Below are 16,076 nucleotides of genomic sequence, written 5' to 3'. Positions count from 1 at the left end.
TTTTTCGTTTGAAAGGGGAACTGATCTTAATGAGCAAATACACCAAGGACGATATCATCCGCATGGTAGAGGAAGAGGGCATTGACTTCATCCGCATGCAGTTCACCGATATCTTTGGCCAGGCCAAAAACGTGGCCATCACCGCCTCGCAGATCCAAAAAGCCGTAAACAATCAAATCTCTATTGATGGCAGCTCCATCGAGGGCTTTACCCGGATCCACGAATCTGATCAGTACCTCTACCCCGATCTGGACACCTTCACCGTCCTGTCCTGGTACGAACAGCAGGGCAAGGTGGCCCGGCTGCTCTGCGACGTGTGCAACCCGGACGGCACCCCCTTCATCGGGGACCCCCGGGGAGCCCTGAAGCGGGTGCTCCGGCGGGCCGCTGACCTGGGCTATACCTTCAATGTGGGGCCGGAATGCGAATTCTTCCTGTTTGAGATGGACAAAGACGGCAAACCCACCACCAAGACCAACGACGAGGCTGGTTACTTCGACTTAGGCCCCATTGACCATGGGGACCACACCCGCCGGGAAATCTGCCTGGCCCTGGAGGCCCTGGGGTTTGAGATCGAGGCCTCCCACCACGAGTGCGCCGCCGGGCAGCATGAGATTGATTTTAAGTACGCCGAGGCGCTGAACGCCGCCGACAGCATCATCACCTTCAAACAGACGGTGAAAAAAATCGCCTACGCCAACGGTCTTCACGCCACCTTTATGCCCAAACCCATTTACGGCACCGCTGGCTCGGGCATGCACATCAATATGTCCCTGTTCAAGGATGGGAAAAACGTCTTCTTTGACCCCGACGGAGACCGTCAGCTCTCAAAGGACGCCTATCACTTCATCGCCGGCCTGCTGACCCATGTGAAGGGCATGACCGCCATCACCAATCCCTTGGTCAACTCCTACAAGCGTCTGGTTCCCGGCTATGAGGCCCCCTGCTACTCCGCCTGGTCCGCCTCCAACCGCTCGGCCCTGATCCGAATCCCCGCCGCCCGGGGACAGTCCACCCGGGTGGAGCTGCGAAACCCCGACCCCTCCTGCAACCCCTATCTGGCGCTGGCCGTCTGCCTGGCCGCCGGCCTGGACGGCATGGAGAGAAAGCTCACCCCTCCGGAGGAAATCACGGAGAACATCTTTGAGATGAACGCCGATGAACGGGCAGCCTGCGGCATTGAGGACCTGCCCGATTCCCTGGAGCACGCCCTGGACGCCCTGGAGGCCGACCCCCTGATGGCGGAGGTGCTGGGGCCCCATATCTACACCCAGTACATCGCCGGCAAGGAAAAAGAGTGGGAGGAGTACTGCACCCGCGTTTCCAGCTGGGAAATCGCAAAATACATGGTCCTCTATTGACAGAGGTTCCGCAAACCGGGAGAAACCGCGTTGGTTTCCCCCGGTTTTTTATGAGGATTGAATATTTATTCGTATATTTCCATAATTATTCACTTTTTCTCGTCAATTCTACCAAAATATACGAAACTTTACCCGCATTGTTTTTTTCCGGGGCATCCAGTTCCACATTGACGCCGGATCAATTTTCCGGTATACTTAAACGTTAGAAAATTACGTTTTTCCCCGATACTTTCCCCAAAAAAACAACCGTTTGATTCCTGATACATGGATGGAGGGACACGATGAAAAAAGCATATCTCTATTTGGAAAACGGTCAGGTTCTGGAAGGGCACAGCTTCGGCGCCGCCGGCACCGCCATGGGCGAGCTGGTCTTCACCACGGGCATGACCGGCTGCGTGGAAAGCCTGACAGATCCCAGCTACTACGGGCAGCTGGTGGTCTACACCTTCCCGCAGTTTGGCAACTACGGCATCTGTCACAAGGACAAAGAGAGCCCTCATTGCCAGATGGGCGGCGTGGTGGTCCGGGAATATTGCCAAACCCCCTCTAATTTCCGATGTGAGGAAACGGTGGACGCCTTTCTGAAAGCCCAGAACGTGGTGGGCATCGCCGGGGTGGATACCCGGATGCTCACCCAGCTGCTTCGGGATGGCGGCGTCCTCAACGCAGTGATTACCACGGAGGAGGGCCAGCCCGACTGGGAGGCGCTGAAGGCCTACCGTGTCACCCAGTCCGTGGAGAACACCAGTGAAAAAGAAGTCACGGTCCGTATGCCCCAAGGGGAGGCCGCCTTCTCGGTGGCGCTGCTGGACTACGGCGCCAAGGAGAGCATTGCCAACTCTCTGCTGGCCCGGGGCTGTAAGGTGACCATCTATCCCTACAACACCCCTGCGGAGGAGATTCTTTCAGCGGGCCACCACGGCGTGATGCTCTCCAATGGCCCGGGTGACCCGGCGGACAACCCCTTCTGCATCCAGCAGATTCAGAAACTGTTCGGCAAGCTGCCCATGTTTGGAATCTGCCTGGGGCACCAGATGATGGCCCTGGCCGCAGGGGCGAAGACCAAAAAGCTCAAGTTCGGCCACCGGGGTGCCAACCAGCCGGCCATGGACCTGGAGACCGGCGAGGTCTCCATCACCAGCCAGAACCACGGCTATGCCGTGGACGAGACCACCCTGGCCGGCACCGGAGGCAAGCTGCGGTTTGTCAATGTCAACGACGGCACCTGTGAAGGGGTAGATTACCCTGAGTTTCACGCGTTCTCGCTCCAGTTCCACCCCGAGGCCCACGGCGGGCCCCTGGACTGCCTGACCGCGTTTGACCGCTTTACTGCGATGATGAAGGAGGGCTTGTAATGCCGAAGGATACATCCATCAAGAAGGTACTGGTCATCGGCTCCGGCCCCATTGTCATTGGCCAGGCCGCTGAGTTCGACTACGCCGGCACCCAGGCCTGCCGGGTGCTGAAGCAGGAGGGGGTGGAGACCATCCTGGTCAACTCCAACCCCGCCACCATCATGACCGACAACGCCATGGCCGACGCGGTCTACCTGGAGCCCCTGACCACGGAAACCATCAAGCGGATCATTCTGGAAACCCAGCCGGACAGCTTGCTGGCTGGCCTGGGCGGGCAGACCGGTCTGACCATCGCCATGGAGCTGGACCATGAAGGCTTCCTGAAGGAGCACAACGTCCGCCTCATCGGCACCAATGCCGATGCCATCGACAAGGCGGAGGACCGGCAGCTGTTCAAGGACGCCATGGCTAAAATCGGCCAGCCCACCATCCCCTCGGACACCGCCCATGACATTGAAACCTGCGTTGCCATTGCTAACCGCATTGGCTACCCGGTCATTGTCCGGCCCGCCTTCACCCTGGGCGGCGGCGGCGGCGGCGTTGCCTACAATGAGGAAGAGCTCCGGGAAGTGGGCTCCGTGGGCCTGGACTACTCCCCCATCACCCAGGTCCTCATCGAAAAGTATATCTTTGGCTGGAAAGAGATTGAGTTTGAGGTGATGCGGGACCACAAGGGCACCGCCATCACCATCTGCTCCATGGAGAACTTTGACCCGGTGGGGATTCACACCGGCGACTCCATTGTGGTGGCGCCCGCGCTCACCCTGGCCGACAAGGAGTACCAGATGCTCCGCTCAGCCGCTTTGAAGATCATCGAGGAGCTGGGCATCGAGGGCGGCTGCAACTGCCAGTTTGCCTTGAACCCAGACAGCTTTGAGTATGCTGTCATCGAGGTAAACCCCCGGGTCTCCCGCTCCTCCGCCCTGGCCTCCAAGGCCACGGGCTATCCCATTGCCAAGATCACCGCCAAGATCGCCCTGGGTTACACCCTGGATGAGATCAAAAACGATGTGACCGGTGAGACTTTCGCCTGTTTTGAGCCCGCAGTGGACTATGTGGTGGTGAAGTTCCCCAAGTGGCCCTTTGACAAGTTCCACGGGGCCAGCCGGAAGTTGGGCTCCCAAATGAAGGCCACCGGCGAAGTCATGTCCATTGCCCATACCTTTGAGGCCGCCCTGATGAAAGCCGTCCGGGGGGCGGAAATCAAGCTGGACAGCCTCCATTCCCAGGACACCACCGGCCGCTCCCTGGATGAACGCCTGGCCTCCATGGATGACCTGCGGCTGTTCACCATTTTTGAGGCCCTGTCCCAGGGGGTGTCTGTGGACCACATTCACGACATCACCAAGATTGACAAGTGGTTCATCTGCAAACTGCAAAACCTGGTCGCTTTCGAGGCCTCCCTGCAGGGCGGGCTCACCGAGCAGATCTATCTCCAGGCGAAGAAATACGGCTACCCTGACAAGACCCTGGCCCGCCTGGCGGGGGTGGACCCAGCAGCCCTGCCCCACCGCTCCCCCAGCTATAAGATGGTGGACACCTGCGCGGCGGAATTCCAGGCCCAGACCCCGTATTTCTACGCCACCTATGACGAGCACTGTGATGCCCGGAACTTCCCCCGGACCGGCCGGGACACCGTCATCGTCCTGGGGTCCGGCCCCATTCGGATCGGCCAGGGCATTGAATTTGACTACAGCTCCGTCCACTGTGTCCAGACCCTGAAAGAGCTGGGCTATGACGTGGTCATCATCAACAACAACCCGGAGACCGTCTCCACCGACTACGACACCGCCGACCGGCTGTACTTTGAGCCCCTCACCCCTGAGGATGTGATGGGGGTTATTGAAGTGGAGCACCCCGTGGGTGTGGTGGTGGCCTTCGGCGGCCAGACCGCCATCGCCCTGACGGAGTTCTTGGACCAGCAGGGCATCCCCATCCTGGGCACCTCCGCCGACGGCATCGACATGGCCGAGGACCGGGGGCGCTTCGACGCCCTGTTGGAGGACTTGGGCATCCGCCGCCCCAAGGGCATGAGCGTCACCACCCTGGAAGAGGCGCTGGATGCCTCGGAAGCCTTGGGCTTCCCGGTTTTGCTCCGCCCCTCCTACGTCATCGGCGGCCAGAACATGGTCATCGCCCATGGGCGGGAGGACGTGGAGAAATATATGGGCGTCATCCTCTCCGGCGGCATCAAAAACGACGTTCTGGTGGACAAGTACATGCCTGGCACCGAGCTGGAGGTGGATGTGATCTCCGACGGCACCGACGTGCTGATGCCCGGCATCATGGAGCATATCGAGCGGGCCGGCGTCCACAGCGGCGACTCCATCGCCGTCTATCCCCCGTACAGCCTCACCGACAAGATGATGCGTGTGGTGGTGGAGTGCTCGGAAAAGCTGGCCCTGGCTCTGGGCACCAAGGGGCTGGTGAACATCCAGTACTTGGTCTACCAGGGAGAGCTCTTTGTCATTGAGGTCAATCCCCGGGCTTCCCGGACGGTCCCCTACCTGAGCAAGGTCACCGGGATTCCCATGGTGGACCTGGCCACCAAGATTATGATGGGCGCCTCTCTGAAAACATTGGGATACCCCTCCGGCCTGTGGAAAATCCCCCCCTATTACGCGGTCAAAGTGCCTGTCTTCTCCTTCGAGAAGATCACCGATGCCAACGCCATTCTGGGCCCCGAGATGAAATCCACCGGCGAGGTACTGGGTCTGGGCCGGACCTTCAACGAAGCGCTGTTCAAGGGCTTTGCCGCCGCCGGCTACCGTCACTACATGGGCAAGGGCGTGCTGCTCAGCGTGGAAAACCACGAGCTGCCCGAGGTGGTCGGCCTGGCCAAGAAGTTTGACGACCTGAAAATGCCCATGTACGCCACGGCGGACACCGCCAGCGCCATCCGTTCCCTGGGCATCCAGGTCCATGAGATTCCCCCCATTGTCCCGGGCTCCGAGGCCTACCAGCTCATGGAGGCGGGAAAAATCGGCCTGATCGTCTACACTGGCGCACTGTATGACGACACCATTCGGGAATACATTGAACTCCACCGGGAGGCAGTCCGTCATTCCATCGCCTCCATCACCGCGCTGGACACCGCCAACGCCATGGCCAACATGATCGCCAGCCGGTTCCACCTGGACAACACCGAGCTGGTTGACCTGAACCGCATGCGCAAAGAGCGGCAGCTGCTTCCCTTCGCCAAGATGCAGGGCTGCGGCAATGACTATATCTTCTTTGATAACCGGAAGGGCACCATTACCAGCCCGGGCTCCCTGTGCGTGAGTCTCTGTGACCGGCATTACGGCATTGGCGGCTACGGCATCGTCCTCATTGAGGACTCCCGGGTGGCCGACGCCAGGATGCGGATCTTCAACCGGGACGGCACCGAGGGTGCCATGGCCGGCAACGCCATCCGCTGCGTGGGCAAGTACCTCTATGACAAGAGGATTGTCAAAAAAGAGTACATGACCATTGAGACCGCCGGCGGCATCAAGAGTCTGCTGCTCTATACGCGCAACGGCAAGGCCAACACCATCAGCGTAGGCATGGGCAAAGCGGATCTGGATGCCATGAGCCTGCCCACCACCCTCCCCGGCTCCACCATCATCAACCGGCCGGTGGAGATTGCCGGGGGCACCTATCACATCACCTGCGCCAGCGTGGGCAATCCCCACTGCGTGGTGTTCTGCGACGATCCCTCCGCCCTGGACCTGGAGACCTTAGGGCCCAAGTTTGAGCGGGCCTCCTACTTCCCCGAGCGGATCAACACCGAGTTTGTCCGCATCGTCAACGAAGACACCCTGCGGATGCGGGTCTACGAACGGGGCAATGGGGAAACCGTGGCCTGCGGCACCGGCGCCTGCGCCGCTGTCATTGCCGCCACAGAGAATGGCTTTGTGGAGAAAGGCAAAGATATCACAGTCAAGTTAGTGGGCGGTGATCTGGTGGTCAAGTACACCGACCACGAGGTCATCCTGACCGGCGACGCCGTACTGGTCTATGAAGGCGTTGTCGAATATTGATTCTCTCCATGCACACGCAAAAAGCCGCGCCTGTCGGACGCTCCGACGGGCGCGGCTTTTTGTGTTTTCTCCCCGCTTCTATCAACGATCTCTTCTCTTCCGACAGGGATAGGCACCCCGCTCCTCCTCCCTTCATAGGATACACTGTCCCAGGCCGGGCAGACGCCCCCTCGCCCGCCGGGGCAAATCATCCAAAGGAGGAATTCTATGCTTGACAGCTTTTCTCAGCTGGCATTCCCGGTTCAGGCCCTGATTGCCACGCTGTTTACCTGGGCGCTCACCTCCCTGGGTGCCTGCGTGGTTTTCTTCATGCGGCAGCCCAACCGGAACGTGATGGACGCCATGCTGGGGTTGGCCGGCGGGGTGATGGTGGCCGCGGCCTTTTGGTCCCTGCTCTCCCCCTCCATTGATATGTCCGCTTCCCTGGGGATGAATCCCTGGCTTACCGCGCTGATCGGCTTCATGGGCGGCGGCGTCCTTCTGTTTTTGGGGGACCGTCTGTTCACCCGGTTCAGCGAACGGCGGGCCCTGCTCCGCCGGGAAGACAGCGGCAGAAAGGCGGGCTTCAAACGCTGTGCCATGCTGGTCTTTTCCATCACCCTCCATAACATTCCCGAGGGCATGGCCATCGGGGTCGCCTTTGGGTCTCTGGCCTATGGGCTGGATGGCTCCACAGCGGCAGGGGCCTGGATGCTGGCCCTGGGCATTGGCCTGCAGAATCTGCCGGAGGGCATGGCGGTGAGCGTCCCCCTCCGCCGGGAGGGCTATTCCCGCGGGCAGTCCTTCTTCTACGGCCAGCTCAGCGGGGTGGTGGAGCCCATCGCCGCCGTGCTGGGCGCCCTGCTGGTGCTGAAGGTCCGCACCTGCCTGCCCTTCCTGCTGGCCTTTGCCGCCGGCGCTATGATTTACGTGGTGGTGGAAGAGCTTATCCCGGAAAGCCAAACCAACGAAAACAAAGATTGGATGGCCCTCTTTACATTGGTGGGCTTTTCTGTCATGATGGTAATGGACGTGGCTTTGGGGTAAGCTATGTCTGAAAACCATCACAGGAGGCACCGATATGAGCGTTCGTTTGAATGAAGACAAAGAGATTGTGGCCAAGATTCGAGAGGGGCTGAAACGAAAGGGCGGGCACTGTCCCTGCAAGCTGGAGGTCTCTCCCGCCACCAAATGTATCTGTCAGGAGTTTCGGGATCAGATCGCCGACCCCAATTACGAGGGATTCTGCCACTGTATGCTCTACTATAAATCCAAGGACTGAGAAAACCCCGGCATAGTTTCTTCCGGCAGCTCATATAGTTCAGACAGTCAACAAACTTTGGAGGCGGTCTGAACATGGAACAAAAGGAAAACCGGGTGGTCCTGCGGGGGACCGTCGCCGGAGAGGCAGTTCTGTCCCATCAGGTACACGGCATCGACTTCTATCGCTTTCCCCTGGCAGTGCCCCGCCTGTCGGGGCGGGAGGACCTGCTGAACATTCTCTTCCCCCTCTCCTCCCCGGAGACTGCCCTCCCCCAGGCGGGCGCCTTCGTGGAGGTGACTGGGGAGATTCGCTCCTTTAACAACCGCAGCGGGGTGGGCAACCGGCTGGTGATCACTGTCCTGGCCCGGTCTGTGGTCCCGGGAGAGGGGGACCCCTGCAACCAGGTGTTCCTGCACGGGGTCCTCTGCAAGCCCCCGGTTCTGCGGCGCACCCCCCTGGGTCGGGATATCTGCGACCTGCTCCTGGCGGTCAACCGCCGTTACCGCCGGGCCGACTATCTCCCCTGCATCGCCTGGGGCAGCCTGGCTCTGCAGTGCAGCCAGCTTCAGACAGGGGATGCCCTCTGGCTGGACGGACGGCTGCAGAGCCGCACCTACCTCAAAACCATCGGGGAGACCACCCAGGAGCGCACCGCATTTGAAATCTCCATCACCTGCTTGGCGTTTCCAGAGGAGCTGCCCCAGGAAACCGATCTGCGGTAAGCCCGAAGCAAGCTGAAAAAAATCGAAGGTCACTGGGTGACCTTCGATTTTTTCCTTCTGTTCACAGTTTCTTCATAGAACTCTGCTAAAATAGCAACACTTTCGTCCGGTTTCTAACAACCGATTCCCTTTTCCACGCCAGGAGGAACCCCCTATGAAAAAACGTTTCGCGGCCCTGTGCCTAACCTGCTCTGCCCTGCTGTCCCTGTCCGCACCCGCCGCGGCGGTGCGGGCACCCAACGACAGCGGACAGCCCCAGTCCTCCACAGGCAACACCTCGGTCACCATTCCCTCAGACGGGACCCTCTCCTTCGACCAGATCGGCCCTCGGGTAAAGGCCAACAACCTGACCTTGAAGGCGGCGCAAGAGAGCCTGAAATCCGCCGAGGCCATGGACTGGGATGAGGCCATCGACGAGATGGAGGATGCCATTGATGCCATGGAGCTACAGATCTCTATGCTTGTGAGCAGCGGGGCCGGAGAATTAGCAAATGCAAAGAAAAATTTAGAGCATACTCTAAAACAAATAGCCATAACTGAAGGCAAAATTTCTAACGTAAGTGATATTACCGATGGCATGTTTGATTCACTTTCTTTAATTGCACTCGGTAAATATAGCGAAATGCAAGCGGCAAGCTTGAAAGCCTCCTTGGAATCCATGGAAGACCAGTTAGACGATCTGCAGGACCAGAAGGAGGACTACCAAAAAACCTTGGAGGACACCGCCCGCCAAATCGACTATGCCGCCGCCCAGACCATTGCCGGGGCGGAGTCCCTCTATCTGACCATCCTCTCCACCCAGCTTCAGCTGGAGGCCCTGCAGGAGACCATGGAAAGCACCCAGCGTTCCCTGCGGGAAGTGGAGCTGCGCTATGAATTGGGGCAGGTCTCCCAGCTGACCCTGCTGCAGGCCCAAAGCGGCTATGACAGTCTGAAGGCCTCCATGGACAGTCTGGAGAACACCATCTCCACCCTGTACAGTTCCCTCCAGTCCCTGATGGGAGATGTCCCCACAGGCCGCCTGACCCTTACCAGCACCCCCTACGTCACCCAGGGACAACTGGCCGCCATTTCCTATACCTCCGACCTGGAAAAGGCCAAGGAGAACAGCTACACCCTCTATGCCTCTGCCCGGTCTGTGGAGGACGCCAAGCAGGCCATGGACGACGCCCGGCGGGAGGAGGGAAAGAACAGCTACCAGTACAAGATGGCGGAGTATACCTATCAGTCCACCCTCTATCAAAACGACGCCACCATCGCGGAGTTTGAACTCTCCTTCCAATCCCTCTACAAGGCCCTCGCCCCCGCCCAAGCCGCGCTGTCGGCCAAGGAGAGTGCCCTGGCCTATGAGGAACAGGTCTACGCCGTGGCAGAGCGAAAGCACGAGCTGGGCAACCTCTCGGATAACGCCCTTCTGGACGCTAAGAACACGCTGAACACCGCTAAGCGGGATGTCACCGCGGCAGAGATGGAGCTGTACACCGCCTATCACAGCTACGAACAGGCCGTAAAACAAGGGCTGGTCAGCAGCGCCGGATAAGTCCATCCCCTGCGGGGAACCATTTCAGGTTCCCCGCAGTTTTTGTCTCTTGCCCCCTATCCAAAAGCCCATCTCCTGTTTCTTATGTCCGATTAAGAAATCGTTTACAAAACCGTCACGGAATTCATAATTTAGCCATATCATTCCAATATTTTGGTCACAATTCTCCTGTACTATATCACCTGTAAGCAGCAGAGATCAAAAACTTCTGACTTTACTTACACACTCTCTTTTCTCTCTCTTTTCTCTCTTTTTAAAAAAGGACCGGCAGCGATATGGGAAATCGCTGCCGGTTCTTTTTGGGCGCATCTTTGCCGGTTCTGGCAATGATCCACAAAGATGCTTGCCTGGTTTTATCTCTCTCAGGCAATTCTCCGGTCTCAATGAAAATTTTGAAAAGCAAGAAAAGAAAAAAATATTTCTTCTGCACGAAAAAATTAAAGTCACGGCGTTGATTTTCGTGATTCCATGTGGTAATGTGTACCTGTACAATTTGTCCTTGGCCGGAAACGATTGTCGAGATCTCTGTCGTCCGTGACAGCGCTTTCAGTCAAGCAGGCCAGTTGGTTCTTACCAATGCAAAAAAGGAGACAATACCATCATGAACTTTGAACTGAACGAACAACAACTCTCGATCCAGAAAATGGCCCGTGACTTCACCGAGAAAAAGGTGGCTCCCAAGGTCCTTGAACGGGACGAGACCCGCGAGTACGATGTGAACCTCTACAAAGATCTGTGCGACATGGGATTCATCGGTCTTCCCTATGCCAAGGAATACGGCGGTCAGGGGCTGGGCTACATGGAATACGCCCTGGCTGTGGAAGAGATCTCCAAAGTGGACCCCTCCCTGGGTGTCTCTTTCTCCGTTGCCACCTCTCTGTATGGCGGCAGCCTGTACTTCTCCGAGGCCACCGATGAGCAGCTTAAGCGCTTCATGCCCCCTGTGCTCCGGGACGGGCATCTGGGTTCCTTCGGTCTGACTGAGCCCACCGCCGGCTCCGACGTCAGCGGTATGCTGACCTTCGCCCAGCGGGACGGAGACGAGTACATCATCAACGGCAGCAAGTGCTTTATCACCAACGGCCCCCTGTCCGACTACTTCTGCGTCTACGCCCTCACCGACCACGAGCTGGGGCCCAAGAGCATCGCCACCTTCGTGGTGGAGAGAAATACCCCGGGCTTTACCATCGGCGCCCGCCACAACACCATGGGCATCCGCAGCGCCATGGTCAGTGAGCTTCACTTCACCGATGTCCGCGTCCCCGTGGCCAATATGATTACCCCGCCGGGCAAGGGCTTCGTCGCCGCCATGAAAACCCTGGACGGCGGCCGCATCGGCATCGCCTCCCAGGCCCTGGGCATTGCAGAGGGCGCTTTTGAGATCGCCCGGAAGTACCTGATGCAGCGGGAGCAGTTCAAAAAGCCCCTCTATAAGAACCAGCACCTGGCCTTCCGGATGGTGGACCTGGCCAATGAGATTGAGATGGCCAAGTACATGGTCTACAAAGCCGCCTGCGACAAGGACGAACACAAGCCCTTCTCCGCCTCCGCCGCCAAGGCCAAGCTCATCGCCGCAGAGACCGCCATGCACGTGACCACCGACGCAGTTCAGATGCTGGGCGGCAACGGCTTTATGAAGGAGTATCACGTGGAACGCCTCATGCGCGACGCAAAGATCACCCAGATTTACGAGGGCACCAGCGAAATTCAGAAGATCGTACTGAGCAAAGGATTGTTCGTGTAATTCATTATTGTTTTGACTCCCCTGCCCCGCTGCCGGTGCGGCAGCGGGGCAGCCAAGCATCGAAGAACCCCCTTCCCCAGAGCCGCTCTGGGGAAGGGGGTTCTTCTCTTATTTCAATGTCTCATCGTAGACCGCCCGGTCCCCCCCAATGAACTTGGGGCGCACCCGCGCAGCCAGGAGAATGGCTTCTCCAATCTGTTTCTGTTCCAGGCGGACAGGAACCGCCACATGCTTCAAATGCATCCCGATGAGGGTCCCTCCAATGTCCAGGCCCGCGTCCGCCTGGATTTGCTCCAACGCCACAGGATGCCGGAACCCATGGTAGGCGGCCGTGGCAAAGGAGCCACCCGCTTTCGGCTGAGGCACCACGTTGCAGATTTCTCCCTGCCCCACTGCTTCGGCCTCCACAATGATGGCCCGGTTCAGATGCTCACAGCACTGGGCCGCCAAATAAATTCCCCGGGGAATGAGAACCTCCTGCATCCCTTCATAGATGGCCTGCCCCAGTTCCGGGCTGGAATAACTCCCCACTTTATGACCGGTCACCTCACTGGTGGAACAGCCCACCACCAGAATCTGGCCCTGGCGGAGTTTGGCTGCCTCACAGATCTGCTGGGCGGCGGCATGGGCTTCTTTTCGGACTTGCTCTAACATATCAAACACCTCGATGCGTTTCCTTTTTCCTTGGGTTCCTCCGGGCGTATTTGCCGTTCTTTCTTATTATAACGGGAATTGGTCTTTTTAACAGAGCCAAAAAGGGAATATTTTATAAGTCCAGATTCTTCCTCACCGGGGCCCCGGCGGCGTCCGGCGGCTACGGAGCATTTTTTTCCGGCGAATCTCCGCCCAAAGGATCATGCGGACCAACTCAGAGGCAACCAGGATGCCCACCACAATTCCCAAGGCCATCAGTCCAGTCTCTTTCCCCTTCAGCATGACCGTATCCATGTCCCCTCCGATGAGGGCACTCATGGTATAATACAGCGCCCCGCCGGGGAGCAGGGGGATGATACCGGGAATCATAAAAATGTTGGCGGGGGCTTTTCGCACCCGGGCCATTCCCTCAGACCACAGGCAGACCCCCATGGAGGCCACCAACGCACTGAGAAATACATTCCCGTCCCGGGCCAGCACCAGAAGATACAGCAGCCAGGACAGCGCACCGCCCAAGGTGGCCAGGAGCAGATGGCGGGGACGGACATGGAAGAACAGGGCGTAGGCCAGCGTCCCCAAACCGCCGCACAGAATCTGTATCGCGCCTTCTCCCATCACAGGCTCCCTCCCATCATCAAAGATACCGCGTAGCCTGCGGCAATGGCCCCTGCAATGAGGAGCGCCTCCACCAGGCGATAGAGCCCGGTGAGGATATCCGCGTAAAAGAACTCCCGGACGCCGTTGACGATCACCAGCCCTGGGATAAAGAGCATAATGTCCCCAATCATAATCAAGTCCAGGTTGACCCCAAAGCCTATTCCGACACAGGCCTGGGCCAGCAGGCCCGCCAGGAAACAGGCCACAACAGTGTAGATAATTTTGTTTTGCTGGTGGACCCGGCGCACCTGCTCCATGAGGTAAACCACGCCGCCGATGGCCCCTGCCGCCACGCCGTCTAAGAAGACGCCGCCGAAGAAGATGGCAAAGGCCCCGGCGCCCAACAGATAGCCCAATAGCTCCCGCCAGGACCATCGGGCCACTGGCCGCTTCAGGCAAAGGGGAAGCTCCTCCAAGGGCGGCGGCGCATCACAGATATGCCGCGCGGCGGCATTGAGGGTCTCCAGGCGCCCCAAATCCGTCCCGGTCTTGTCCGGCAGGATCATGCAGGTGCTGGTATAGTGTTCCCCCGTGGGGGTCTTCACTGTCACCGCCGCCTGGGTGGCGATCACATGGGCATCCAGGACCTCCAGGTCATAGGCCCGAAAAATCCTGGCCATGGTATTCTCCGCCCGCCAGGCCTCCGCGCCGCACTCCATCATCTGCCGGCCGATATTCAAGGTATATTCCACCAAGGCTTCCCATTCCGCTCTCGTCATTGGCGTCCTCCTCTCCTGTCACATCACATCTCCTCCCCGTCCTCTTGATGGACCACATGCTGGGAGGATGCCATATCTTACCTCAATCTGTCAGAAATTACAAGTGGCGAAGCCCACAGAAAGGGCGGAAGGGTCTCCTTGGTTTTCATGGAAAACCCACGCACAGCATCCTTCCATTGACGGCTGGAGAAAAATCCCCTATAATGAAATTGACCCTATTTGCCCCCTCGCATGCAAAGGAGGACATATATGGAGACAACCCGTTGGAATCGCTTAGAATATAAGCAGACAGGAAAGGCCGCTTTCCTCGCCAACTACTGGCCCATGGTAGGGGGGATTCTTCTCCTGCTGCTTCTAATGGGGGATTTCCTCCCCACAAGGATCCATGAGACGGTGACAAACTGTATCGCGATTTGTCAAGACCTTGCGCTTTACGGCCCCTTGGAGTTTCTGTATACCGTGGAATACTACACCAATCCCTTGGCCCTCTTTTCCATTTCCCTGGGCACGGCGTGGCTTGTGATCCTGTTTCTGGTCAGCGGTCCCTTTGAAGTGGGGGCCTGCCGGTTCCTGCTGGAGAGTTCCCCAACCCACAAAGTTCCTTTTTCTCGGGTTGCTTTCGGCTTCAACGCCAACTACGGCAATGTGGTGCTCACCCAGTTCCTGCGGCGCTTGTTCAATGCCCTTTGGTTTCTGCTGCTCATTGTCCCGGGAATCATCCGCAGCTTAGGGTACTTTGCCGTCCCCTTCATCCTGGCGGAAAACCCACACCTGCATTACAGACGGGTCATCCGCTTGAGCCTGGATATGACCCAGGGCTACAAGTGGGACATCTTTGTTACTTTCTTGAGCTTTCTGGGCTGGTACCTGCTGGATGTATGCACGTTGGGTATTCTTGGCATCTTTTACGTGAATCCCTACTGCTACGCAACCCAGGCCGAGATGTACCGTTTCCTGCGGACACGCGCCCTGGAAAACGGCATTGCCACGTTGGAAGAACTGCCCGGTGTTCAGCCCCTCCCCCAGTGAGAAAGGAGTGCCCCCATGAAAAAGGTTCTGCTCGCCTGCTTGCTGCTGGCTTTCCTGTTCTGTGCTGCCTGTGGGCAGCAGAAGGAGGAAACCGCCGTCCCCATGCCCGCCGACGGCGGGGATGAGGCCCAGATTCGCCTGGACCCCAATGACCCTCTGAACAGTTACCTGGACCTAAGCCAGCTGGACCAGGCCACCCTGGCCGCCTGCACCCAGACGCTGGACATAACCAGTGAAAACAACGGTGTCACAGCCACCCTCCGCAGCGTCGTGGGGGATGCCATGACGCTGTATCTGACCGTGGATCTCACTTTTCCGGACCCTGTGGACCTCTCCGCTCCTCCCGTTTCAGACGCCTCCTCTCCCTTTTATGGCGGCGCGACTTTTGATTTTACCATGGAGACGCCCCCAGAGTCCGATCCCCTTGAAAACACCCCTGATGGCATCGGACAGCAGGGAATTCAGCTCTCAGAAAATACAGTACGCTATATGCTCTCCATTACCTACCGGCAACCCGTACTCACCCCCGGCAAAGAGGTCACCCTGTCCCTGTCAAATCCCTACGGTGAAACCTCAACCCATCTGTTTCACTGGACGGTAGAGACCCAGGCTCCCGTCCAGGAAGCTACCCTGACGGACCAAGAGGGAACCATGGTGGGAACTGGCTTCTTCTCTCCCTTCTCCGCCTGTGTCACCTTACAGAAGGGGGACACATTGGACCCGGATGCTCTCCTGGAAAGCACCGCTCTCCTGGATGCCTCCGGACAACCCATCCCGGGCTTTCAACTATCCGGCGTAGAAGGAGACCCACCATTGTTCCTGCAATTCCTGTCTTATGTCCCGGTGCTGCCGGACCAGCTCCATACCCTGCAAACTGGCTCCTGCACCGCGCAGATTCACTGGACGGATTCCGCGTCCTAAACACCCAACCGGAGGGCATGCCCTCCGGTTTTTTTGTCTGGGAAACCATTCGTTGCCGTTTGGATGCCTTTTTGTGGTATGCTATGCACACAAGCAAGGAGGGATTTTC

13 protein-coding genes are annotated in these 16,076 nt (G+C 58.4%); 10 read left to right on the top strand and 3 right to left on the bottom strand.

The annotated features are described in order from the left end of the window. Positions 1 to 29: 29 nt before the first annotated feature. The 8 genes from glnA to DV520_RS03930 all read left to right on the top strand — a co-directional run bounded on the left by glnA (position 30) and on the right by DV520_RS03930 (position 11,987). Positions 30 to 1,361 carry a type I glutamate--ammonia ligase gene (gene glnA, locus DV520_RS03965; RefSeq protein ID WP_021919417.1) on the top strand — a complete coding sequence of 444 codons (1,332 nt, stop codon included), beginning with the start codon at positions 30 to 32 and terminating at the stop codon, positions 1,359 to 1,361. A gap of 281 nt (positions 1,362 to 1,642) precedes the next feature. Continuing rightward, entirely contained in the window at positions 1,643 to 2,716 is a 1,074-nt protein-coding gene (locus DV520_RS03960) for a carbamoyl phosphate synthase small subunit (protein WP_117141853.1), read from the top strand. Next, the gene (gene carB, locus DV520_RS03955) at positions 2,716 to 6,738 is read left to right on the top strand and encodes a carbamoyl-phosphate synthase large subunit (RefSeq protein ID WP_117141852.1); all 4,023 of its coding nucleotides are present in this window, start codon (positions 2,716 to 2,718) and stop codon (positions 6,736 to 6,738) included. Before DV520_RS03960 ends, carB begins: the two co-directional genes overlap by 1 nt. Before the next feature lie 207 nt (positions 6,739 to 6,945). Continuing rightward, positions 6,946 to 7,764, top strand: coding sequence for a ZIP family metal transporter (locus DV520_RS03950; protein ID WP_021919420.1), 819 nt, complete (start codon positions 6,946 to 6,948; stop codon positions 7,762 to 7,764). Between the two features lie 34 nt (positions 7,765 to 7,798). After that, positions 7,799 to 7,999 (top strand): Ferredoxin thioredoxin reductase subunit beta, encoded by a 201-nt coding sequence (locus DV520_RS03945; protein ID WP_021919421.1) that lies wholly within the window; start codon positions 7,799 to 7,801, stop codon positions 7,997 to 7,999. Positions 8,000 to 8,073: 74 nt separating this feature from the next. After that, positions 8,074 to 8,703 carry a single-stranded DNA-binding protein gene (locus DV520_RS03940; protein ID WP_242984641.1) on the top strand — a complete coding sequence of 210 codons (630 nt, stop codon included), beginning with the start codon at positions 8,074 to 8,076 and terminating at the stop codon, positions 8,701 to 8,703. 154 nt (positions 8,704 to 8,857) lie between these two features. Further along, positions 8,858 to 10,243 carry a TolC family protein gene (locus DV520_RS03935; RefSeq protein WP_117141850.1) on the top strand — a complete coding sequence of 462 codons (1,386 nt, stop codon included), beginning with the start codon at positions 8,858 to 8,860 and terminating at the stop codon, positions 10,241 to 10,243. A gap of 601 nt (positions 10,244 to 10,844) precedes the next feature. Next, positions 10,845 to 11,987, top strand: a complete 1,143-nt coding sequence (locus DV520_RS03930; protein ID WP_117141849.1) for an acyl-CoA dehydrogenase family protein — start codon at positions 10,845 to 10,847, stop codon at positions 11,985 to 11,987. 108 nt (positions 11,988 to 12,095) lie between these two features. Here DV520_RS03930 and DV520_RS03925 read toward each other — a convergent pair whose 3' ends face one another. The 3 genes from DV520_RS03925 to DV520_RS03915 all read right to left on the bottom strand — a co-directional run bounded on the left by DV520_RS03925 (position 12,096) and on the right by DV520_RS03915 (position 14,017). Then, positions 12,096 to 12,641, bottom strand: a complete 546-nt coding sequence (locus DV520_RS03925) for a TIGR01440 family protein (RefSeq protein ID WP_021919425.1) — start codon at positions 12,639 to 12,641, stop codon at positions 12,096 to 12,098. Positions 12,642 to 12,773: 132 nt separating this feature from the next. Next, positions 12,774 to 13,256: a threonine/serine exporter family protein gene (locus DV520_RS03920; protein WP_021919426.1), complete on the bottom strand. Its 483-nt coding sequence runs from the start codon at positions 13,254 to 13,256 to the stop codon at positions 12,774 to 12,776. After that, a complete protein-coding gene (locus tag DV520_RS03915; RefSeq protein WP_117141848.1) occupies positions 13,256 to 14,017 on the bottom strand; it encodes a threonine/serine exporter family protein in 762 nt (253 codons plus the stop codon). The genes DV520_RS03920 and DV520_RS03915 overlap by 1 nt, the downstream gene beginning before the upstream one ends. 249 nt (positions 14,018 to 14,266) lie before the next feature. On the opposite strand from DV520_RS03915, the gene DV520_RS03910 reads away from it, so the two are divergent. Next, positions 14,267 to 15,046, top strand: a complete 780-nt coding sequence (locus DV520_RS03910) for a DUF975 family protein (protein ID WP_165850030.1) — start codon at positions 14,267 to 14,269, stop codon at positions 15,044 to 15,046. A gap of 15 nt (positions 15,047 to 15,061) precedes the next feature. Continuing rightward, the gene (locus DV520_RS03905; protein ID WP_117141846.1) at positions 15,062 to 15,967 is read left to right on the top strand and encodes a DUF4179 domain-containing protein; all 906 of its coding nucleotides are present in this window, start codon (positions 15,062 to 15,064) and stop codon (positions 15,965 to 15,967) included. Positions 15,968 to 16,076 lie beyond the last annotated feature (109 nt).

This window comes from Evtepia gabavorous (assembly GCF_003425665.1).
GTDB classification, from domain to species: domain Bacteria; phylum Bacillota; class Clostridia; order Oscillospirales; family Oscillospiraceae; genus Evtepia; species Evtepia gabavorous.
This window is presented reverse-complemented; position numbering and strand designations above follow the sequence as displayed.